At 46.4% G+C, this 20,696-nt stretch carries 16 protein-coding genes and 1 pseudogene; 9 read left to right on the top strand and 8 right to left on the bottom strand.

The annotated features are described in order from the left end of the window. Positions 1–62: 62 nt before the first annotated feature. The 3 genes from PLE7327_RS12080 to pgl form a co-directional block, all read right to left on the bottom strand. On the bottom strand, positions 63–1,280 hold the full coding sequence (locus PLE7327_RS12080; RefSeq protein WP_015144111.1) for a site-2 protease family protein: 1,218 nt from the start codon (positions 1,278–1,280) through the stop codon (positions 63–65). 58 nt (positions 1,281–1,338) lie between these two features. Beyond that, positions 1,339–2,274 (bottom strand): FHA domain-containing protein, encoded by a 936-nt coding sequence (locus tag PLE7327_RS12085; protein WP_015144112.1) that lies wholly within the window; start codon positions 2,272–2,274, stop codon positions 1,339–1,341. Positions 2,275–2,364: 90 nt separating this feature from the next. After that, positions 2,365–3,102, bottom strand: coding sequence for a 6-phosphogluconolactonase (gene pgl / locus PLE7327_RS12090; RefSeq protein WP_041392087.1), 738 nt, complete (start codon positions 3,100–3,102; stop codon positions 2,365–2,367). 401 nt (positions 3,103–3,503) lie between these two features. Here pgl and PLE7327_RS12095 point away from each other — a divergent pair, with 401 nt between their 5' ends. The 8 genes from PLE7327_RS12095 to PLE7327_RS12130 all read left to right on the top strand — a co-directional run bounded on the left by PLE7327_RS12095 (position 3,504) and on the right by PLE7327_RS12130 (position 12,647). Then, a complete protein-coding gene (locus PLE7327_RS12095; protein ID WP_015144114.1) occupies positions 3,504–4,298 on the top strand; it encodes an HpsJ family protein in 795 nt (264 codons plus the stop codon). Between the two features lie 307 nt (positions 4,299–4,605). Next, positions 4,606–5,340, top strand: coding sequence for a DUF502 domain-containing protein (locus tag PLE7327_RS12100; protein WP_041393210.1), 735 nt, complete (start codon positions 4,606–4,608; stop codon positions 5,338–5,340). A 66-nt stretch (positions 5,341–5,406) separates the two neighbouring features. Then, positions 5,407–6,045, top strand: coding sequence for a transcription antitermination factor NusB (gene nusB, locus PLE7327_RS12105; protein WP_015144116.1), 639 nt, complete (start codon positions 5,407–5,409; stop codon positions 6,043–6,045). 80 nt (positions 6,046–6,125) lie between these two features. Then, positions 6,126–7,628, top strand: a complete 1,503-nt coding sequence (ftsY, locus tag PLE7327_RS12110) for a signal recognition particle-docking protein FtsY (protein ID WP_015144117.1) — start codon at positions 6,126–6,128, stop codon at positions 7,626–7,628. A gap of 115 nt (positions 7,629–7,743) precedes the next feature. Further along, positions 7,744–8,433, top strand: coding sequence for a Bax inhibitor-1 family protein (locus tag PLE7327_RS12115; protein WP_015144118.1), 690 nt, complete (start codon positions 7,744–7,746; stop codon positions 8,431–8,433). 201 nt (positions 8,434–8,634) lie between these two features. Continuing rightward, complete coding sequence (locus tag PLE7327_RS12120) at positions 8,635–9,861, top strand: hypothetical protein (RefSeq protein WP_015144119.1); 1,227 nt, start codon at positions 8,635–8,637, stop codon at positions 9,859–9,861. 162 nt (positions 9,862–10,023) lie between these two features. Then, positions 10,024–11,298: a pitrilysin family protein gene (locus PLE7327_RS12125; protein ID WP_041392092.1), complete on the top strand. Its 1,275-nt coding sequence runs from the start codon at positions 10,024–10,026 to the stop codon at positions 11,296–11,298. 74 nt (positions 11,299–11,372) lie between these two features. Then, a complete protein-coding gene (locus PLE7327_RS12130) occupies positions 11,373–12,647 on the top strand; it encodes a pitrilysin family protein (protein ID WP_015144121.1) in 1,275 nt (424 codons plus the stop codon). 1 nt (position 12,648) lies between these two features. Here the strand turns inward: PLE7327_RS12130 and PLE7327_RS12135 are convergent, their stop codons facing one another. The 5 genes and pseudogenes from PLE7327_RS12135 to PLE7327_RS12150 all read right to left on the bottom strand — a co-directional run bounded on the left by PLE7327_RS12135 (position 12,649) and on the right by PLE7327_RS12150 (position 19,619). Further along, positions 12,649–13,674: a diguanylate cyclase domain-containing protein gene (locus PLE7327_RS12135; protein WP_015144122.1), complete on the bottom strand. Its 1,026-nt coding sequence runs from the start codon at positions 13,672–13,674 to the stop codon at positions 12,649–12,651. Then, entirely contained in the window at positions 13,671–13,826 is a 156-nt protein-coding gene (locus PLE7327_RS24860) for a hypothetical protein (RefSeq protein ID WP_186005318.1), read from the bottom strand. The genes PLE7327_RS12135 and PLE7327_RS24860 overlap by 4 nt, the downstream gene beginning before the upstream one ends. Positions 13,827–13,855: 29 nt before the next feature. Next, positions 13,856–15,295 (bottom strand): annotated as a pseudogene (locus tag PLE7327_RS26250) (cache domain-containing protein); the annotation flags it as partial. 332 nt (positions 15,296–15,627) lie between these two features. Next, positions 15,628–17,454 carry an EAL domain-containing protein gene (locus PLE7327_RS12145; RefSeq protein ID WP_015144124.1) on the bottom strand — a complete coding sequence of 609 codons (1,827 nt, stop codon included), beginning with the start codon at positions 17,452–17,454 and terminating at the stop codon, positions 15,628–15,630. Positions 17,455–17,501: 47 nt separating this feature from the next. Beyond that, positions 17,502–19,619 (bottom strand): EAL domain-containing protein, encoded by a 2,118-nt coding sequence (locus tag PLE7327_RS12150; RefSeq protein WP_015144125.1) that lies wholly within the window; start codon positions 19,617–19,619, stop codon positions 17,502–17,504. Positions 19,620–19,772: 153 nt separating this feature from the next. Between PLE7327_RS12150 and PLE7327_RS12155 the strand changes: the two genes are divergently transcribed. Further along, a complete protein-coding gene (locus tag PLE7327_RS12155; RefSeq protein ID WP_015144126.1) occupies positions 19,773–20,687 on the top strand; it encodes an ion channel in 915 nt (304 codons plus the stop codon). The last annotated feature ends 9 nt before the right edge of the window (positions 20,688–20,696 follow it).

Here is a 20,696-nt window from a genome sequence, read left to right on the forward strand (position 1 = left end):
CACCACAAAGGAATGAATTTCCTGATTCGATCGCGGAATTCTTTGCCTATGGGATTAAATGATTACTGATTACTGATTACTGATTTAGCGATCGCAGCTAGTTGCATATAAGCTGGATATGTTCCCTCGGCTTTGATTCGCTTGATTTCTGCATCGGGAATAGGCAGATTTTGCTTAACGGCTATGGCTTTAACGAGATCGCCGCGATCGATAACGCCAGCTACTGCACCCGCCGGAGACAGCACTGTAATCCGCCTGTCCTCTATCTGTTCTAAGCGATTGATGACTTCTACCAAAGAAGTCTTTTCTTGCACCGAAGGGATTTCGGTTAAGGGATGGGCGATATCTGCCAAAGTTTTACTCTCCCATTCGCTGCGTTCTATCGAGTGTAAATCTTTGATCCGAATCAAACCGCGATAGCGTCCCTCAGAAGCAGCGTAGTAAGTGCCAGGAGCAGTTATCTCGGCAAGAATATATTCTTGGGCAAAATCTCGCAGCGTTAGATTGGCGTTAATAACTCGAAACTCGCGATCCATCGCATCGGCTGCCACTAAATTTAACAAACTCTCTTGCAACCCAGTCAGGCGATCGTAAGCGCTGGCATTACGCAAGACGAACCAACCAATCAGAGCAATCCAAGCAGCGCTAATTTCTCCGGTTAGCAAAACGAGCAACAAGCCAGCCGAGATTCCCAAAAATCCCATTAACTTTCCGCTTGCAGAAGCCCAGCGCATACCTGAGAGGCGATCGCCTGTACATTTCCAGACAACAGCTTTTAAAACTTGCCCGCCATCTAGGGGCAGTCCTGGAATTAAGTTGAATAATGCCAAAACTAGATTAATCTCAGCTAAATCAGCAGCAACAAATCCCAACAGGCTAGATTCGCTGCCCAAGCGAGTCAGGCTAAAAAACAATGCAAACAGTATCAAACTGACAACTGGTCCCGCGATCGCCACTAGAAAAGCTTCTCCAGGCGTTTTTGATTCTCGGTCGAGCGAAGCAATGCCCCCGAAAAGAAACAGGGTAATAGAATTGACGGAAATTCCCTGAGAACGGGCTATCAGACTGTGACCCAACTCGTGTAACAACACCGAAGCAAAAAGCAACAGAGCCAGTATCAGTCCAGCAAACCAGCCCAGCAGCGGCGAACTGCCAGACAAACCGCTAGCATTGACATCCCCTGCATTGATAAAAGTAACAAAAGCTAAAATCAAAAACCATGAGGAATCTATATAAAAAGGGATGCCAAATAAAGATCCAATTCGCCAATTCGTTCGCATAGCTCACCCTGAATCGGAGATCGGTAGGAGCAAGAAATACTTTGCCCCTACAGCCATTTCAACTCAATTGGAAGATAAACGTCACTTTATCTCCCTTGCCCAAACCGATGCGATCGCCACTTCTAAGTCGATGGCGATTGCCTGGTAGAAGAGGCGTGTGGTTGATATAGGTTCCATTAGAACTGCCCATATCTTCTATATAGAAAGTATCTCCCTCCACGCGAATATCCGCATGGACGCGAGAGACAATTTCCGAATCTGGAAAACCAGAAACATCGACATCGGGAGGAATCTGCTCGTTAGGCTTACCAATGTGAATCACGGGTAGAGCATAGGAGAGTTCGATCCGAGTTTGCGTTTGAACGTGCAACAAACTCGCCGTTTGAATTTGTAGTCTTGTCGGAGCGCTGCCAGCCATAGGAGTCGAAGGATAGGGGGTGGGAGGCGGAGATGGTGGCGAGCTAACTTTAGGTGCCGATTTCGGTACGGACAATGGCTTGCTAGGCGGCTCTGGCAGTACAAGCGAACCTGCTTCTGGCTCTGGTTTGGTGGCTTTTGGGTTCGCCGAAACAGAAGGAGCGGCTGATGGAGGCGGCACGATTGGCTTGGGTTCGGAGGATGCCGCCACACCTGGCTTAGAAGACGCAGCGTCGGAACCCTTTCCGACGCGAGCGCCATCCGTTGCTGCCACAGCCGAATTAGCTAGGTTTACTGGCTTGGTTTGAATGGATTGCGCCACCGCGATCGCTTCTTCCTTCTCGCTTTCGCTAGCCGAAACTCTGTTGGAACTGACGATTGTCTCTGGAATGTCATCAGCAGAGTCGCCCATCTCCTGTTTCAAACTAAAGCCGCACTGACCGCAAAAAGTTGCGTCCGTCTGTACGGGAGCGCCGCAGTTCGGACAGTTAGTCGTTGTCGGCAAAGGCGTGTAGCAAGCTTCGCACTGAATTGCTTCGTCAGGATTTTGGTGGTTGCAATGAGGGCAGACAATCATAGTCACTCATCAGTTATCGGTTATCAGTTATCAGTTGTTAATTATCAGTTGTCAGTTACCAATTATTAGCTTTAAGAGACTGGTCGCCGGTCACTGGTCACTGGTCGCTGAATTCAGTTCTGCTCCGGCTGCTTTATCTAGCAGCCACCACAGTTCTCCCTTGGGTTGAACTAATCGCGCGGGATATTTCATCTCATCTCCTGAAGAAGCAAAAATTTGCTTTAGAGCAGGTCGTTTGCTTTTGCCCGCGACTAGAAAGATAACGCAACGCGCTTGGTTAATCAGATGGGCAGTAAAGGTTAGACGAGGTTGACCGTCTTTGTTGCCCACTGTCACCAAGCGATCGCTGACTTTAAGTGCCTCGGTACGAGGAAATAAAGATGCCGTATGTCCGTCATCTCCAATGCCCAATAACACGATATCAAAAACGGGAACTTCTCCGCCATGAAGCTTAAACCATTGCTGCAATTCTGTTTCGTAGTTTTGGGCATCGCGGGCGGGATCGCCTGCACTCGTCGGCATGGGGTGAATATTGGTAGCCGGAATGCTAATCCGATCGAGCCAAGCTTGACGAGCCATTCGCTGATTGCTTTCGGGATGCTCTGCCGGAACATAGCGCTCGTCACCCCAAAATACCTGAATCTTTTCCCAAGGTAAAGGTTGCTCCGCCAGGGCTTCGTACAAGGGTTTAGGAGTACTGCCTCCTGATAAAGCTAGCGTACACTGCCCTCGCTCTCGAATGGCGCTCTGCATTTTTTCTAGTACGAGAGTCAGCGATCGCTCTACGAGTGCTTGTTTGTCGGGCAAAATCTCAACTACTTTTTTCATCACTATTCCCTTGTCTGACAAGGTTCTCCTTCTTTTTCAGAATGCTGCTTAAACTCTCAAGCAAACTTCAAAAAAACTTTACATCCCATTGGTTTCGGTTTATCTATATTATATTGAAGTGATATTTACAAAAATTCAGGGATCGAAATTCAGCATATTCTGCAACAAGGACTGCGTTCTAGAGAAAAGAACTGTTACGGAATCAGCATTATTTAACAATAATGGTAGGTCGTTCTCAGGCAACTTTGAGTTTTCAATTCCGACCTCTCTCTGTCAAGATGTAACAGACTCTATTTTTATCTCTAATAATCGATAGTTCGATTTTTATATCAGTCACCCTCATGATAGTTTAGATTTCATTGCCTTAATTCCTAATTTGTAAACAATCGACCATAAAAGCGATGAATAGCTCGACATTTACTTCCTTATCCCTCAAATTAATCGGGGCGATCTTTATTCTCTCCTCATTACTCGACTATGTGACTCTGGGAATTCCTTTTAACTGGCAAAGTGCCCAATGGCAAATTAACTTCGTCACCAGTATCGTCGATCGCGGGATCGTTCCCATGGTAGGTATGGCTCTTATCTTGGTGGGATACTGGATCGATAGCAATAGTGGCAGTCCTGCCAAGGGACCGGGATTGAGGCTGCCTGTATTTATTCTGGCAAGCGTTCTGGGGCTGTTATTCTTGCTGTTAGTGCCCGTTCACTTAAACAATCTCAATCAAGCTAAAACTGCCGCCTTAGAGCAAATCCAGCAGGGAGCCGGACAGGGAGAAGAACAGATCAAAAATCGTTTGGCTCAAATCAATACACTTTCCCAAAATCCTCAACTCATCGACCAAGAACTCGCACGACTCAACCAAGTCATTGAAACGGGTCAAGTTCAAGGAAGACAGGTTAATGCTCAAGTCCTAGAACAAGCGCGTCAAACTAGAGATCAACTACAAGGACTGAGAGACTTAGCGAAAAACCCCCAACAGTTCAAACAACGATTGGAAGAGCTGAAAAACCAATGGCAAACTCAATTGCTTGACATCCGACGCAATGCAGAAAATCAAGCCAAAAGCGAAGCGCTCAAGCAAGGGCTACGAGTTGGGTTGAGTAGCTTAATGCTAGCAATCGGTTACAGCGCGATCGGCTGGCTTGGTTTTAGAGGCTTGGGAAGCATGAAAACCAGCCGCTCCAGAGTTTAAACAACTCTGCTGACTTCCCGCACCAAAATCGGAGCGGGATTTTTTAAATTGTCAACTGTGATACAATTAGTTTGAAAATCTTAATAAACTATTACGTCTTGCTTCAGTTTCAAGCTACATATGCAAATCAAAACCCAAATGTCAATACTTGAAACAATTTTTTGCAAGTCTTAAAAATAATAAATATACTGATAGCTATTAAGAAAAAATTATGAATGTTCCACGCCCTGCTGTATTAGGAACCGTTTGGTTAAAACAGCAGTAGGCTTAATTTCAAAACATCCCTGGTATGAAGAATCTGCCCCCCGTGCTCCAACGCTTCAAGCAGGATCTAAAAAACGACCTTATAGCAGGTCTTCTCGTCGTTATTCCCCTAGCTACGACTATTTGGCTAACGATTACCGTAGCGAGTTGGGTCATCGATTTCCTGACTCAGATTCCCAAACAGCTAAATCCCTTCGACGGTCTCGATCCAATTGTGACCTACCTGCTCAACCTGTTGGTAGGCTTCGCCGTTCCCCTCCTGTGCATTTTGCTGATTGGCTTAATGGCACGCAATATTGCCGGGCGATGGCTGCTGGACTTGGGAGAGCAGATCCTACAGGCAATACCCCTAGCTGGAGCGGTCTACAAAACCCTGCAACAAATTCTCGAAACCCTCTTTAAAGATTCCAAAAGCAAATTTCGCCGCGTCGTCATGATAGAATATCCCCGCCCAGGAGTCTGGAGTATTGGTTTTGTGACTGGGACAGTTAGTCCTATGATTCAGTCTCAGATTTCCAAACCCGTTCTAAGCGTTTTTATTCCCACAACTCCCAACCCAACGTCGGGTTGGTATGCGATAGTACCAGAAGAAGAGGCAATTACCCTTTCGATATCGATCGAAGATGCCTTTAAAATCCTCATTTCTGGCGGCATCGTCAGTGCTGATGCCCCTTCCGCCTCAGTACCGCTTTCTTTACCAAGGTCGTATCAAAAAATGTCCCTAGAAACTCCCTCATCCAACGAAAAACGCCAAGCCGTAACCGATCTTAGCGAATAGCAATCGATCGTCGGTAGTTAGTCGTTAGTAGCTTCCCTTACCTCCCCTTCTCCCCCTCTCTACATTATGCCTCCTCGTCTACAACCTCGCCGCGTTGCCCGCGAAATCGCCCTCTTAAGTCTAAGTCAATTGAAAGGATCTTCAGATAAGCTCGATCGCCTAGAATTAGACGATCTCGTTTTAACCGCTATTAGGACGCTGATCGGCGAGATTCACGAAACGCTAGAAACGTCTGCGGCTGAAGTCACGCGCGGGAACGAACAATTATTAAAGAGCGAAACCCGCGCTACTAGCCTTGAAAGCGCTAAAGCAATGGTCAAAGAAGCGATCGCGCTAACTCAAAGTGCCATTAATCGACTAGCAATTGCCGTAGAGCTACCAGAATTAGTGCAACTGTCGAGCCAGTATGAAGTTCGCGAATACGCGATCGAATTAATTGGAACAGTCAATCGCAGGAGTCGAGAGATCGACCGACAGATTGAAGCCTCGCTTTTGGATTGGCAATTAAATCGCCTGCCGAGGATCGATCGCGATATTTTGCGGATAGCGGTAGCAGAGATGTTATTTCTCGATATTCCCCAAAAAGTTGCCATCAACGAAGCAGTGGAATTAGCCAAGCGCTATTCTGACGAAGATGGCTATCGCTTTATCAACGGCGTGCTAAGGCGAGTGAGCGATCGCCTAAAAGCCGAAGCTAAAAGCTAAAGTCCGGCGATCGATTTGGCAATCCTAATCGTTAAGATCGATTACAGAGAGTTTAGTGTAGTGAATTAACGATCGCTGTTATGTTTAATTGGTTTCGCCGCCAGACGGGAACTCCCTCCCAACCAGAAGAACAAAAGCAAACGCCAGAACAAGCGCCGCCAGAGGCTCAACCCACCGATACCGAATCGACGAAAGAAGAACCAAGTTTGACTCAAGATGAGTATCTCAACTGGGCAAAAACCGCTTTTGCCAATATCCAAAAACGAAAAGCCCAACAAGCCCAGGCACCGTCCGAATCGACAGAAACCGTTGTCGAGGGCGAAACCGTAACAGTGGAATCGGCAGCAAAAACAACCGCTCCCATCGCCACGAGTTCAACGCCAACGGTTGAAATACCAGAAATAGAAGCCGCAGCGCCAGAACCGGAAACTTCCGCCCCAAGTCCCGCGCCCGCTTGGATGCGTAAATCAGATCGGCTAGAAATCCTCAAAGAAACGGCAATTGAAACGCCAGCACCAAAAGCTAAGCAGGAGCCAGTCGCTCCCTTTGTAGCTCCGACAGAAACCGCCGATTTGCCCTTTGATGAAGAGTTTGTTTGGTCGGCTAGAGTTCTAGCTGCTCAAGGACGCAAACCAGAAGATATTTCCTCTGAAGAAATTAGCTGGCTCAAACGGCTGCGCCAAGGACTGGGGAAAACCCGTCGCAGCTTAGTCAACCAACTCAAAGCAATTGTCGGTCAAGGTCCGCTCAACCGAGATGCAGTAATGGAAATCGAGGCGCTGCTTCTCCAAGCAGATGTCGGGCTAGAAGCAACAGATTATATTATCAGCACCCTACAGAATAGATTGCGAGAAGAAGCCTTACCGCCAGAAGACGCAATCGAATACCTCAAAACAATTCTTCGCGACATCCTAGACCGTCCTTTAAAAAATCTTGGCGATCCCGCCTTCGCCCCCGAAAAAGACACCCTCAATATCTGGTTGCTAACCGGAGTTAACGGGGTCGGAAAAACGACCACAATCGGCAAACTAGCGCATCTAGCTCAAAAATCCGGCTATAGCTGCTTGATTGTAGCGGCAGATACGTTTCGCGCTGCGGCAGTAGAGCAAGTAAAAGTCTGGGGAGAGCGCAGCGGAACTTCCGTCATCGCTAATCCAGGCAAAAATACCGACCCAGCGGCAGTCGTTTATGACGGAATTGCAGCAGCTCAATCCCGCAACATAGATTTATTGTTAGTAGACACGGCAGGGCGGTTGCAGAATAAGAAAAATTTGATGGAAGAACTGGCGAAGATTCGCCGCATTATCGACAAAAAAGCCGCCGATGCCAAGGTGGAATCGCTGCTAGTTTTGGATGCCACTTTGGGTCAAAATGGGCTGCGTCAGGCACAAGTATTTGCCGAAGTCGCTAAACTCAGCGGCGTGGTGCTAACCAAATTGGATGGAACGGCTAAAGGCGGTGTCGCGCTTGCCGTTGCCCAACAGCTTAATTTACCCATTCGCTTTATCGGTGCGGGAGAGGGAATAGAGGATTTGCGTCCTTTTTCGAGCTACGAGTTCGTGGAAGCGCTATTGAATGGATAAAAAGCAATCAACAGAAGAGATACCAATCCAAACGTCAGCGATCGCCGTTACAGTCATTTCTAAAAAGCTCTGTTAAGCTCGAAATAAATTCGTTTAGCCTTATCAAAGTCAAAAAATGATTGTTGTCGCACAAGCGCAACCTAACGAACGCGCTAAATTTATCCAGCAAACGTATACGCATCTCGCCGGAGCAGTCGGTGCCTTTATTGCATTAGAATTTCTCTTTTTCCAAACGGGAATTGCCGCCGCCTTTACCAGTTTTGTTCTCGCCAGTCGATTTGCCTGGTTAGGGATTTTGGGAGGCTTTGCGCTCCTCGGTTGGTTGGCGCGATCGCTGAGTGCCCAAGCAGATTCCGTGCAGACTCAGGATATTGGACTGGGAATTTATGTCCTTGGCGAAGCGCTGCTTTTTGCGCCGCTACTCTATATTGCCGCCACTTTCTCGGATGCTAGCGTCATCCCCACGGCAGGAATTCTGACTCTGTTGCTGTTTGCGGGGTTGACAACCGTGGCTTTTACGACTCGTACAGATTTTACTTTTCTGGGCGGGATCTTGACAATTGGTGGCTTTATTGCCTTGGGTTTAATCGTTTGCAGTATTATTTTTGGGTTTACCCTGGGTCTTGTCTTCTCAGTCGTCATGGTCGTCTTTGCATCGGCGGCAATTCTCTATGACACCTCAAAAATTATGCATCATTACGCGCCCCATCAATACGTGGCTGCTTCGCTGGAATTGTTTGCCTCGGTGGCGCTGCTATTCTGGTACGTGCTGCGGATCGTAATGGCACTTTCTTCCCGTCGTTAAGTGAATGTGGGAAAAGTTTAATCCTATTGGGGACGCGATCGCTTTTATTGGCGTCCCTAAAAAAAATTAAAATTTCTATTTTTTGCGGACAGCCTGGGGTGAACTGATGTAGTAATAATTAGCCAACCCAATGTTACAAAGTCGTTTTTCCGGGGAACTCTGTAACTATAGTTGTAGACAATTGTTAGTCAACTCACCGACATGATGACAAAACGATTATCTAGCTGGCTTGGCTTCTTCTGCTGTCTGCTTGCGACCAGTCCCGTCCGGGCAGAACCGTCAGGAGAACACCTCCAGCCGCAAATAGGAGAAATTGTTAGCGAACTTACCGAATCATCGCAATTTCCATCGTGGGATGACTTAAGAACGACGATCGATTTACTTGTAGGTGCTGAGCGCGATCGAGATGTTGGACTCCCCCCGCTCCTCATTTGGAAACTGACACCCTATGCCCCAGAAACCGAGTCGTTTTTCGAGTGGCCCACCTTGTCTGCTAGCAAAAACGAGACGTTCCGGGCAGACACCAATCCTCACAATGCTGTCCCCATTAAATTAAGCTTTCCCGCTACCAACGAACCCAAAATCGAGGAAAACGTTTTTCTCGCTTCGCCAAGCGAATTGCGAAGAAGTAGGAATTATCGCTGGAATGCTTTTGAAGAATTCACCATGGGAGTCAACGTCGTTGACGACAAACCAGTTCCAGCTCAATTAGAAAAAATTTCCCGTCAGGAATCCGATCTTTTTTTACCCCAGATGTCATCGGCGACAAGCGCCAATGAAGTCAATGACTGGAGAGTTAATCTAAACTTTCAGCCATTCTCCCAATTGGGAATTAATTTTGACGGGAACTATCTTTCTTCCCAATTTGGGGTTAATTGGCAGCCCGTTCCTGGCTTAACTTTTACAGGCAGCCGTCACAATCAGAGCGAGACTCTCGCTGGTGGAATCCAATTCTCCCAAAAAAGCGATGATTTTGCTTTCTCTGCCAGAGCGAATCTCGATAGTGAGGATAGATGGCGTTGGGGCGTTAACTCTAATTTGGGCGATCTCCAGCTCAGCTATCAAACCAATGGAGATCCCCATGCACTGGGAATGAATTCACAAGTAGGCTATAGTTTGTTTAAGAACGACAATTCCGGTTCGGCACATTTGCTGAAAGTCGGTTACGAAACTCGCGATTCCGAGGAGCGAGACGATCGCCTCACTACGGTTGGCTGGCGCTATCAGTCGGGGAACGGCTCGAAAGACGATCCGTCTCGCTGGGAATTTGATGTGAGTTATGGCATGGGTTCTCAGGGAACGGGTTGGGTGACTTCCGTCTCAACCACACTAGGTCGGGGGTTAGTGCTGCGGGCGCGCTATCAAGGCGTGTCGCTCACCTCTGATGACGAAACCTTTAAGCTGGAACTGCTGCCCAATTCCAGATAGCGATCGCACTCAAACAACTTGATTTTTCACAAGCGACCAATGACAAACGACCGATGACAAAACTTAGAAATGTCAAGATTTTCGCATATAAATTTTTTAACGGTTCGACATAAAGCGCTAATATAATTAGATAAATCCGATTATTTTTTGCGATTGGTAAGATTGCAACACCTATTAGAGCGCCTCGAAACCGATCGATTTCCCGCCAAAGTCACTCAGTTAAGTCATGGGTTAACGGTAATCCATCAATATCTGCCAGCGACTTCCGTAGTGGTGGCAGACATATGGGTGCGTGCCGGAGCCAGTGCCGAACCCCATGAATGGTCCGGAATGGCACATTTTCTCGAACACATGATCTTTAAAGGCACCAAATACCTGCCGCCGGGAATGTTCGATCGCCTTGTCGAACATAGTGGCGGTATGACCAACGCAGCTACCAGCCACGATTATGCCCATTTTTTCCTGACGGCGGCAGCCCCATACCTAGCCGATACTTTGCCTTACTTAGCAGAGATCCTCTTGCATGCCGAAATTCCAGACGAAGAATTTTATCTAGAGAGAGACGTTGTTTTAGAAGAAATTCGTGCTTCCTATGACGATCCCGATTGGTTGGGATTTCAGACATTGTGCGGGAGTATGTATCAGTGCCATCCCTATGGAAGACCGATCTTAGGCGACGAAGCGCGGCTGATGAAACACACCCCCAATCAAATGCGGTGCTTTCATCGCACTTACTACCAACCGGAGAATATGACGGTATCGATTGTCGGAGGAATTGAAGAAGATCTCGCTCTATCTCTGATCGAGGACTCCTTCGCCAAGTTTAGCGCGCCCTCCGAATGCCCGCCCAGCATCGTAGAAGCGGAACCGCCGTTGATAAGTATTCGCCGCACTCAGATGTATCTACCCAGGCTAGAACAAGCCCGCCTAGTTATGGGTTGGATGGGACCGGGCGTAGAACAGATCCAAGATGCCTTTGGATTGGATTTACTATCCGTCATCTTGGCTGGCAGCCGTTCTTCGCGTTTGGTACGAGAATTGCAACAAGAAAAGCAATTAGTCTTTCATATTGAAAGTACTTTTTCTCTCCAGCGAGATTCGAGTTTATTTACGATCGCAGCATGGCTGAAAGAAGAACATTTAGAAAGCGTCGAGCAAATTATCCGCGATCGCTTGGCGCAGTTGCAAGCGACTCCCATATCAGAAGCAGAATTAGAACGCGCTAAACGCTTGCTGATCGATGACTATACTTTTTCGACAGAAACTCCGGGTCAGTTAGCAGGTTTATATGGCTATTACCAGACTATTGCAACTGCCCAAATGTCAGCGCTCTATCCAATGGCGATCGGTCAATTTCAACCTTTAGAACTTCAGTATCTTGCCCATCGATATCTCTCGCCAGAACGCTATGCTATCACCATAATGCAACCTTGTTAGTTAGTGTTAGTAGTAGTGGGGAAAAATTCAACTAAACTACAAACTCCTAACTTCTAACAGACAAGAAACAACAAATGCAAATGGTAAGATCCACGGGCAACAATCAAACAGTTCGGAAGGTCGTTCTCGATAATGGTATTACTTTAATCTCCATCGAAAATCAAGCCGCCGATTTGATCGCCGGTCGAATTTTTTTAAAAGGTGCGGGATCGAGATGGGAGTCGCGGTCGGTAGCCGGACTATTTCATCTGTTGGCAACAGTTATAACCAAAGGCACGGAAAAATTATCGGCTGTCGAGATTGCCGAACGAGTAGAATCGATTGGGGCAAGTCTCAGTGCCGATGCAGCAGCCGATTACTTCGTGCTGAGTCTCAAGACAGTTTCTCGCGATTTTCCTCAGATGCTGAAGCTAGCTGGGGACATTTTGCGATCGCCCACTTTTCCCGAATTAGAGGTCGAGCGAGAAAAACAGATTACTTGCCAAAATATCCGTTCTCAGTTGGAGCAACCCTTTAATGTTGCTTTCAATCAATTGAGAGAAGCCATGTACCCCAATCATCCCTATGGACTCTCCATCTTAGGCACAGAAGAAACCGTTTCCCGGTTAACCCGACGCGATTTAGAACGATGTCACCAAACCTATTTTCGTCCCGATAATTTAATTGTCAGTTTGTCGGGTCGCCTGACGCTAGAAGAAGGAATCGAACTAATCGAGCAAGTCTTTGGGGATTGGGAAATTCCCAGTACGTCGATAGAGGAGTATCCGATTCCCGAACTGGTGCCTCAACCCCGTTTGGCAATTACGCCGCAAGAAACCCAACAAGCGATCGTTATGTTGGGGTATTTGGGAGCGGCAGTTAAAAATCCCGATTACCCGGTGCTGAAGTTACTGAGTACCTATTTAGGCAATGGTCTTTCCAGTCGCCTCTTTGTAGAATTAAGGGAAAAGCGCGGCTTAGCCTACGACGTGTCGGCATTTTATCCAACTCGTTTAGAGCGATCGCAGTTTGTCCTCTATATGGGAACTTCGCCCAATAATACCGCGATCGCCGTAGAGGGACTGCGGACAGAAGCCGAACGCCTCTGCCATACAGAATTAACATCAGAAGAACTGCAAGCCGCTAAAAATAAACTCTTAGGTCAGTATGCCCTGGGAAAACAGACCAATGCAGAAATGGCGCAGTTATTTGGCTGGTACGAGACTCTGGGACTCGGACTCGAATTTGATACCCAGTTTCAAGAAGCCGTGGCACGAGTGACTGCTGAGATGGCACAAAAAGTAGCTGGGAATTATTTTCTAGAACCTTACGTCTCTCTGGTAGGACCTGCCGCGTCAGTCAACTTTTAACTTAAGTTCCGTACAAATAATACTGATTGCGCCCTCGCTCTTTTGCAGTATAGAGCGCCTTATCTGCCGCAGCAATTAAAGATTCGGGACTGAGTTGACGGTTGGGAATCTGGCTACTTATTCCCAAGCTCAAAGTCACATAGGAACTGACCGTCGAGCGAACGTGGGGAATTTTAAGTCGTCTGATGCCCAAGTGGATGAGTTCGGCGATTTGGATTGCACCCTCAGCCTTTGTATTGGGCAAGATCGCAGCAATTTCTTCGCCGCCATAACGAGCGACTAAATCGCCGGGACGTTCGAGAATTTCAGCGATCGTTTGGGCAACTTGCCTCAAACACTCATCTCCTGCCTGATGTCCGTAGTAGTCGTTATAGCCTTTAAAATAATCGATGTCGCAGAGAATTAAAGATAGGGGCGCTTGCTCTCGCGTCAGCCGTCGCCATTCTTGGTTGAGATGTTCGTCAAAACAGCGACGATTGGCAATCTGAGTTAAGCTATCTACATTAGCAAGGCGTTCTAGTTCTCGGTTGGCAGCTTCGGTAGCTTCCTTAGCTGCTTTGAGTTCGAGGGCTTGTTGTTGCAATTGCTGGTTTTGCTGTTGCAGTTGTTGCGCGAGCGCCTGAATTCGCAAATGAGTCGTAAGGCGGGCTAAGAGTTCTTCTCTTTGTATGGGTTTGGTAACGTAATCGACTGCCCCAAACTTAAATCCTTTGACTTTATCCTCCGTATCTGATAAAGCAGTTAGAAAAATTACGGGGATATCTTTAGTATCGCGATCGCTTTTCAATCGACAACAAGTTTCAAAGCCATCAATTCCTGGCATGAGCACGTCGAGCAAGATCAGGTGTGGGCGAGCGTACTTTGCCAGCTTTAAAGCACTTTCGCCATCTTGAGCGACCAGAACCGTAAAGCCGCTTTCTTCCAAATAATCGACCGCTACGCTTAAATTAGTGGAATTATCGTCAACAATTAAGATAGTAAAGTTTCTCGGATCGAGGTTGACGAGATTGACATCAGTTTCGCTCATTTGGCTCCTTCGAAATTGAGGTATTTTTCTATCAAGGTAACGATCGCTTTTTCTTGAAACCCTTGAGCGAGATCCTTAATTTTATTAGCAAAGGGAAGGTATTTTTCATCGATTTCCTCTAAATAGGCACAGCGATCTCGAATCTTGCGCATACTACCCAGTCTGGCTAATTCATATAATAATTTAAGTTGCGATCGCGCTTGAGAATCTGAGCATAGCCTAAAATGCCATTGAGAGGCGTGCGCAGTTCGTGGCTCATGTTGGAAAGGAATTCGCTTTTGGCTCGGTTGGCTACTTCGGCTCGCTCTTTGGCTTGGGCTAATTGAGCAGTGCGCTCTTTAACTCTTTGCTCTAGAGTCTCAAAAGACTCTTTTAATTGCCCCGTCATGCAGTTAAAGGATTGGGCAAGCAAGCTGAGTTCTTCAATGCCTTCAACTTCCACAGTGCGATCGAGGTTGCCAGAAGCAATTGCTTTGCTTGCCCGAACGAGCTTTAGGATGGGTTTAGCAATCCAACGAGAAGTGTAAACTCCCAGTGCGGTTGCTATTGCCAGCGATGCCAAACACAGCAAAATAGTGGTGCGGGTATTGGCGTTAATCTGTTTCATGAAGTCAGATTCGGGCAATGTCACCACAATCAGCCAATCCAATCCATATTCATCTTGCCAAGGCGTGACTCGCACAAACGTCTTTTCGCCCTCGACGTTCAAGTTAAGTTGCTGGCTTTGCTTAATTTGACTTAAGTCGCCGAAGCGATCGATGAGATGCTGCGTCGTTAGTCTAACCGAGAGATCTTGACTGTCAACTGCTTTGAGTCTTTGCGCTTCGCCATTTGCGTCGATAGTATAAGATTTCTCTTTGCTAGAAGCCGCCACCAGTAGTCCATTGCGCTCCAAAATAAAGGTTTTTGCCGATGGACTGACTTTTAAATTATGCAAGAAATCGCCAATCCCTGTAAGCCGGAAATCAACGCTCAAGACCCCTTTTAGTTTTTTAGCGTAGTCGTAAATCGGATAGCTAACCGAGATCGACAAAATATCTGGAACGTCACTCCAGGGAAAAACTTGACTCCATATCGGTTTGCCTGCCCGAACCGTGTCCGTATACCAAGATTCTGTTAAAGGTTTGTAATCAGAGGTAAAGACTACTTCGGTGCGATTTCCTTGACTATCGGTTGCATAGGTATAGTTTTTCCATTTGGTATCGGCGGAAACTTCATCGATGGTAACACCCTTACCTTCCATCCAGCGTCCCGCGCCTGTATATTCGCCTGTCGTCAGTACGTAACTGATATAACCCACATCTTCAAATGCTTGCATTTGTTTCCAAAAGTAATGCCCGGTTTTTTTGATGTCTCCCAGATTGAGCAGACCCAACCTTACGGCATCCACATTGATTTGATTAAGCGCGCGCGGGGTTTTTAAATAACTATCGAGGTGCTGGTCAACGCGATCGCTCGTTTGCAACTGCAACTGGCTGGCTAGATCGTTAATCGCTTTCTGAGCGTTGCAAAATGAAAGCCATCCCGTCAGTCCGACTGCTGCAAAGATTTGCACAATAAAAGGCACAACCAAAACCAGACGGAGTGGCAACTTTTTAGAAGAGGTTTTTGGATGTAGCACGTTCGTGTTGTTAGCTTGTCTACTCAGCTAACTCAATCGTGCGGCACTTCAGTGAAAAGGACTGTGAGTTGAAAACAAGACAAATGAGATCTTTGTCACAGTCACAGTTAGGGATGTTCTATCGCTGCCTCACATTTGAGTCGTCTTCATGCAACTGCATAAGTGTTTAAGTCGATTTTAATCGACTTAGTATATGAGACGGGGAATTAATTCCCAGGCAATTGCTGAGAATAGTACAAAATCTGAGTTGAAACAGACTTTAGCCTCTTAAACAGAGAATTTTTTCTCTGGCTACTAGAATGAAATCGCCTTGTTATACCCCTACTATTCTTTTATACGATGGGACTCAGGGCTAGAAGTCTAGCAGCTTCTTCGGCTTGAAGCGGTTTGCTGAACCGATAACCCTGCATTTCCTCGCAATGTAAGCTGCGCAGGAGTTCGACTTGCTGCTCGGTCTCTACGCCTTCTGCAACTACTCTTAAATTCAAACTGCGCCCCAGGGTAATTAAAGCCGATAGCAGCGCCGCATCTTGGGAGTCCTCTTTGAGTTCTCGCACGAAAGACTGAGCGATTTTGAGGGTATGGAAGGGAAATTGTTTCAGGTAGCCCAGAGAAGAACAGCCGATCCCAAAATCATCCATCGAGATGCTAACGCCTAGCTGTTGTAGCTCTCGCAGTACTTTCCCGGCTAATTCTAAGTCTTGCATCAGGGCAGCTTCTGTAATTTCTAGCTCCAGCCAATGAGGAGCGAGTCCCGTTTCATCTAAGACTTGTCCCACCATTTTGACGAGATCTGGGTGTTGCAATTGTCGGGGCGAGAGGTTAACTGAGACGGGCATAGCAGACAAGCCGATTTTCTGCCAAGCTTGATTTTGAGTGCAGGCAGTCTTGAGAACCCATTTGCCAATAGGGATAATGAGATCGGTTTCTTCAGCTAGAGGGATAAATTTGCTGGGCGATACTTGTCCGAAGCGAGGATGCTTCCAGCGCAGGAGGGCTTCCATGCCATGAATTTCGCCGCTGCTAATGTTGACTTGCGGTTGATAGTACAGGGAAAATTCTTCTTGTGCCAGCGCTTGAGATAGGACATTCTTCGCCTTAAATAGCTGAGCAGCCTTGGGATCTACCGTCGAACCCTGCGAGGCAGAACCATCTATCTTTCGCTCTTTATTTTGGCGCAGATTGGCTGTCGCTTGTTCTACGAGCGTGTTGACATCTTGCCCGTCTTGAGGATAGAGGGCTACCCCCATTTGGCTTCTTAGCTGAAGTTTCTGACCGGACACTTCAAATGGCTGCTGGAGGATCTCTAAAATTCTTTGACCGATTTTGCTGACATCCTCGATATGACTGATGCGAGGCAGAAGTATCGCAAACTCATCGCCTCCCCAGCGGGCGACGATATCGCCAGAGCGAAAACAGGAGTTGAGACGGTCGGCACAGCATTTTAATAACTGGTCGCCGATAGGATAGCCGAAACCATCGTTAATTTGTTTGAAGCTATCGAGATCGAGCAAAACAACGCCGACTAGATTTTGATTTCTCTTAGCATTGGAGAGGGCGATAGAGAGATACTCGTGAAATAGGGTTCGGTTGGGTAAATCGGTAAGAGGATCGCGAAACGCCTGTTCTTGAATGGTTTCTTTGCTACTCAAATTGTCTTGGCGATCGTCATTCAGGGTCAGAGTTGCACGCAAGGTCGATTTGAATGAGGTCGTCTCTCTAGGCTTCACGGCAGTTACCTCACCTATGGTTCGTTCGTTTAAAGTGCCATTACCATTTCTGAAGCGCTCTATATTGATGAAAGTATCGGCCCCATTAGTCGTACAGTGATAGCTAGCGTTAACGCTACAACCGAAGTTAATTAAATCGCCATTTTTGAGTTCTTTGACAAGGCATTTTTCTCCGTTAACAAATACGCCATTAACGCTCTTATTTCCCTCTAAATCGCCGTCTAAAATCCAGTAGGAGTAACTATTCGTTTTGGTGTTGAGTCTTCTAATTAAAGTGGCGTGTTTGCGAGAGGCTTGCTTGGAGTTGAGCACGATCGCATTGCTCTTATGACGACCCATAGAGTAGGTTGCTTCTTCGAGAGAAATCGTTCTTCTGTATTTTTCGTCTTCGATCACGAGAATATGAGAACCTGCTTGAGAGTTAACCATGTTTGCCTTCCTATTAATAAATAATTTGTGTATTTGTGAATTTAAAATTACCCTGCCATTTTGGTATGACAAGTCAGAAAGTTGACTACCTCTGTGGCAATCAGGGGCTTGCTCAACCAATATCCCTGTATGGCTTCGCATTGTAGATTTCGCAGTAATTCGAGTTGTTGCTGCGTTTCTACGCCTTCGGCAATGACTCGCAGATTGAGTCCGCGTCCTAGAGCAATGACTGCTGAAATAATTGCTGTATCGCGAGAATTTTCTTTAAGATCGCGAACAAAAGATTGGTCAATTTTGAGGGTATGGAAAGGAAATTGTTTGAGATAGCTGAGAGAGGAGTATCCGGTTCCGAAATCATCTAGAGAGATACGAACGCCGATTTGCTGCAATCTCTCCAGCGCTCGACGAGCAAAATTGACATTTTGCATGATGATGGTTTCTGTAATTTCTAATTCCAGCCATTGAGGATCTATTTCTGTCTCTTGTAAGATTTGCGTCACCATCTCTACTAGGTTGGCGTTTTGGAATTGTCGGGCGGAGAGATTGACCGACACCTTGAACGGCTCTATTCCTAGTAATTGCCAAGCTTTAATTTGAGCGCAGGCACTCTTGAGTACCCATTCGCCGATAGGGACGATCAGTCCGTTGTCTTCGGCTAGCGGGATAAATTTGGCTGGCGAGACTAGCCCTAATTCGGGATTGTGCCAGCGCAGAAGCGCCTCCATACCAAAGATCTTTCCACTCTCAATATCGAGTTGAGGTTGGTAGACGAGGAACAATTCCTCATTGGCTAAAGCTTGATGGAGCAGATGCTCTAGTCGCAACCACTCCGAGACTTTAGAAGTCATGGTCGAGCTATAAAACTGATAGCGATCGCGACCTTGTTCTTTACCGCGATAGAGGGCTGCGTCGGCATTTTTGAGCAGCGTTTCGGGATCTTCTCCATCTTGAGGATAGATAGCAATGCCAAGGCTACTCTTGACATACAGTTTGTGTTCGTCGACTTCAAAGGGCTGTTTGATTTCTCCGAGCAGTCTCTCGGCAAGCTTGGCAGCTTCTTCAATATTTTTAATGTGGGGCAGCAGGATCGTAAATTCATCGCCTCCCCAACGCGCGATGGTATCGCCCTCCCTCAAGCAGGCATTCAAGCGTTTGGCAAATAGTTGCAGGATGCGATCGCCGATGCTGTGTCCTAAGGTGTCGTTGATGTTCTTAAAACAGTCGAGATCGAGAAAGATGACTGCCATTTGGGTTTGATTGCGATGGGCATTGGCGATCGCCAGTGCCAACTGTTCGTGGAAGAGGGAGCGGTTGGGCAGCTCGGTAAGCGCATCGTGAAACGCTTGATATTGCAAAATTTCTTCGATTCGTTTCCGTTCGGTAATATCAAAAATGTAGCTTCTAATCAGTTTGCTTTCAGATAAGTAGTGAACGTGTTGTTCAAAGACTTCTTCTTCAACTTTGACTTCTCGAATTAATAAATTGCCATTGCGATGCTGATTTTTTTCTAGTAAATCTTTGAGAATGGGATGCTCTAGCTTGGTTTTATAAATATCGGAAAATTTTAGACTGGCTGCTGAATTTAGATAAGTGATTTGACCTTCCCAATCAATTTCAATAATTGGATTTGGGCTTAATTCGACTAAAGATGCTAATTTGGTTAGCTCGTAATTATTATCCTCTTCGATTTCGTTTTTTATAATAACTTGAGTTTGTTTGAATTGCTCTTTAGAAATATTAAAAGAGGTGGATTTTTCAGGGATTATCTGGCTATCTTTATAGCGATCGACATTAAGCTTATTTGAAGAGTTATTAATAATGTAATAACTCATTCTAATATCATCAGATAGGTTGATTAAATCTCCGTGTTTAAGCTCATGCTCTAGACATTTTCTCCCGTTAACGAAAATGCTATTCTTGCTTTTATTTCCATCTAAATCTCCATCAATAATACAAAATGAATGACCGTTGTCTCGATTTTCATTTTTCCTTAGAATAGTGGCATGTTTGCGAGACAACTTTTGAGAAAAAATAACAATTGAGTTGCTCGTCTGCCGACCAATTGAGTACATAGGCTGTTCAAGAGAAACTGTTCGTCTCAAATTAGGAGCATCAATTACCAAGATGTGGTTAACTTTTTTTAGGTTGTCTACTAGGGTTAACATCTTGTATTGTCCTAAGAGCGGGTATTTAGAGTTTGTTTAATCATTAGCGCCTTAAAATTTGGCTTCTTAATAACAGAATGCCCTCTAAAAACGGTTCCCTCAGCAACAGTTGTCACTCGCCCGTCGTGATTTCGATCGCAATCAAAGGTAATTATGAAACCTCGACAAAAGAGAAATTCCGCAAAAGCTCGTCAGCATGGGTTTCCAGTCGCTAAAATCCAAATCCAAGACGGACGCTTTCAAATAGTCAGTCTTGGCGCTTGGTATTCCTACTGGCGCGATCCCTATCACATGATGCTGACCATTTCTTGGTGGGGATTTATTGCCATCGTCGCGATCGCCTATATTGCCCTCAATGCCCTTTTTGCGCTGTTATATCTGGCAGGCGGGGATTGTCTGGAAGGAGCACGTCCGGGATCTTTTGAGGATACGTTTTTTTTCAGCGTTCATACGCTTGCATCGATTGGCTATGGCGTCATCGCGCCAAAAACTACCTACGCCAATATCATTGTCACGCTATCGGCGATTACGAGTTTATTAACCATCGCTGTCGTCACTGGACTTGCCTTTGCTCGATTTTCCTTGCCTACAGCTCGCGTTCTCTTTAGTCGCGTTGCCGTAATTGCCCCCTACGATGGCGTTCCCACTCTCATGTTTCGGGCGGCTAATCAGCGCCGCAACCTGATTTTAGAAGCACAGTTACAGGTTTATCTCATGCGCGACGAAATTAGTAGCGAAGGGCAATTTATGCGTCGGATCTATGACCTCAAGCTGCTAAGACACCAATCGCCGAGCTTTGCACTGACTTGGGCTGCCATGCACCCGATCGATGAAAATAGCCCTCTCTATGGCGCTACGCCAGACTCTTTATTTGACAATCAAACGACTCTAGTCATCTCGCTCAGCGGAATCGACGAAACTGTCGCTCAGGCGATTCACGCCCGTCACATTTACGCCGCTCAAGACATTCTCTGGAACAATCGATTTGTTGATGTCCTTCGCGACTCTCCCAATGGCGATCGCTACATCGACTACAACCATTTTCACGATATCGTTCCGATAGAGTAAAGAAAAATG

The organism is Pleurocapsa sp. PCC 7327 (assembly GCF_000317025.1).
GTDB lineage: Bacteria > Cyanobacteriota > Cyanobacteriia > Cyanobacteriales > Microcystaceae > Hydrococcus.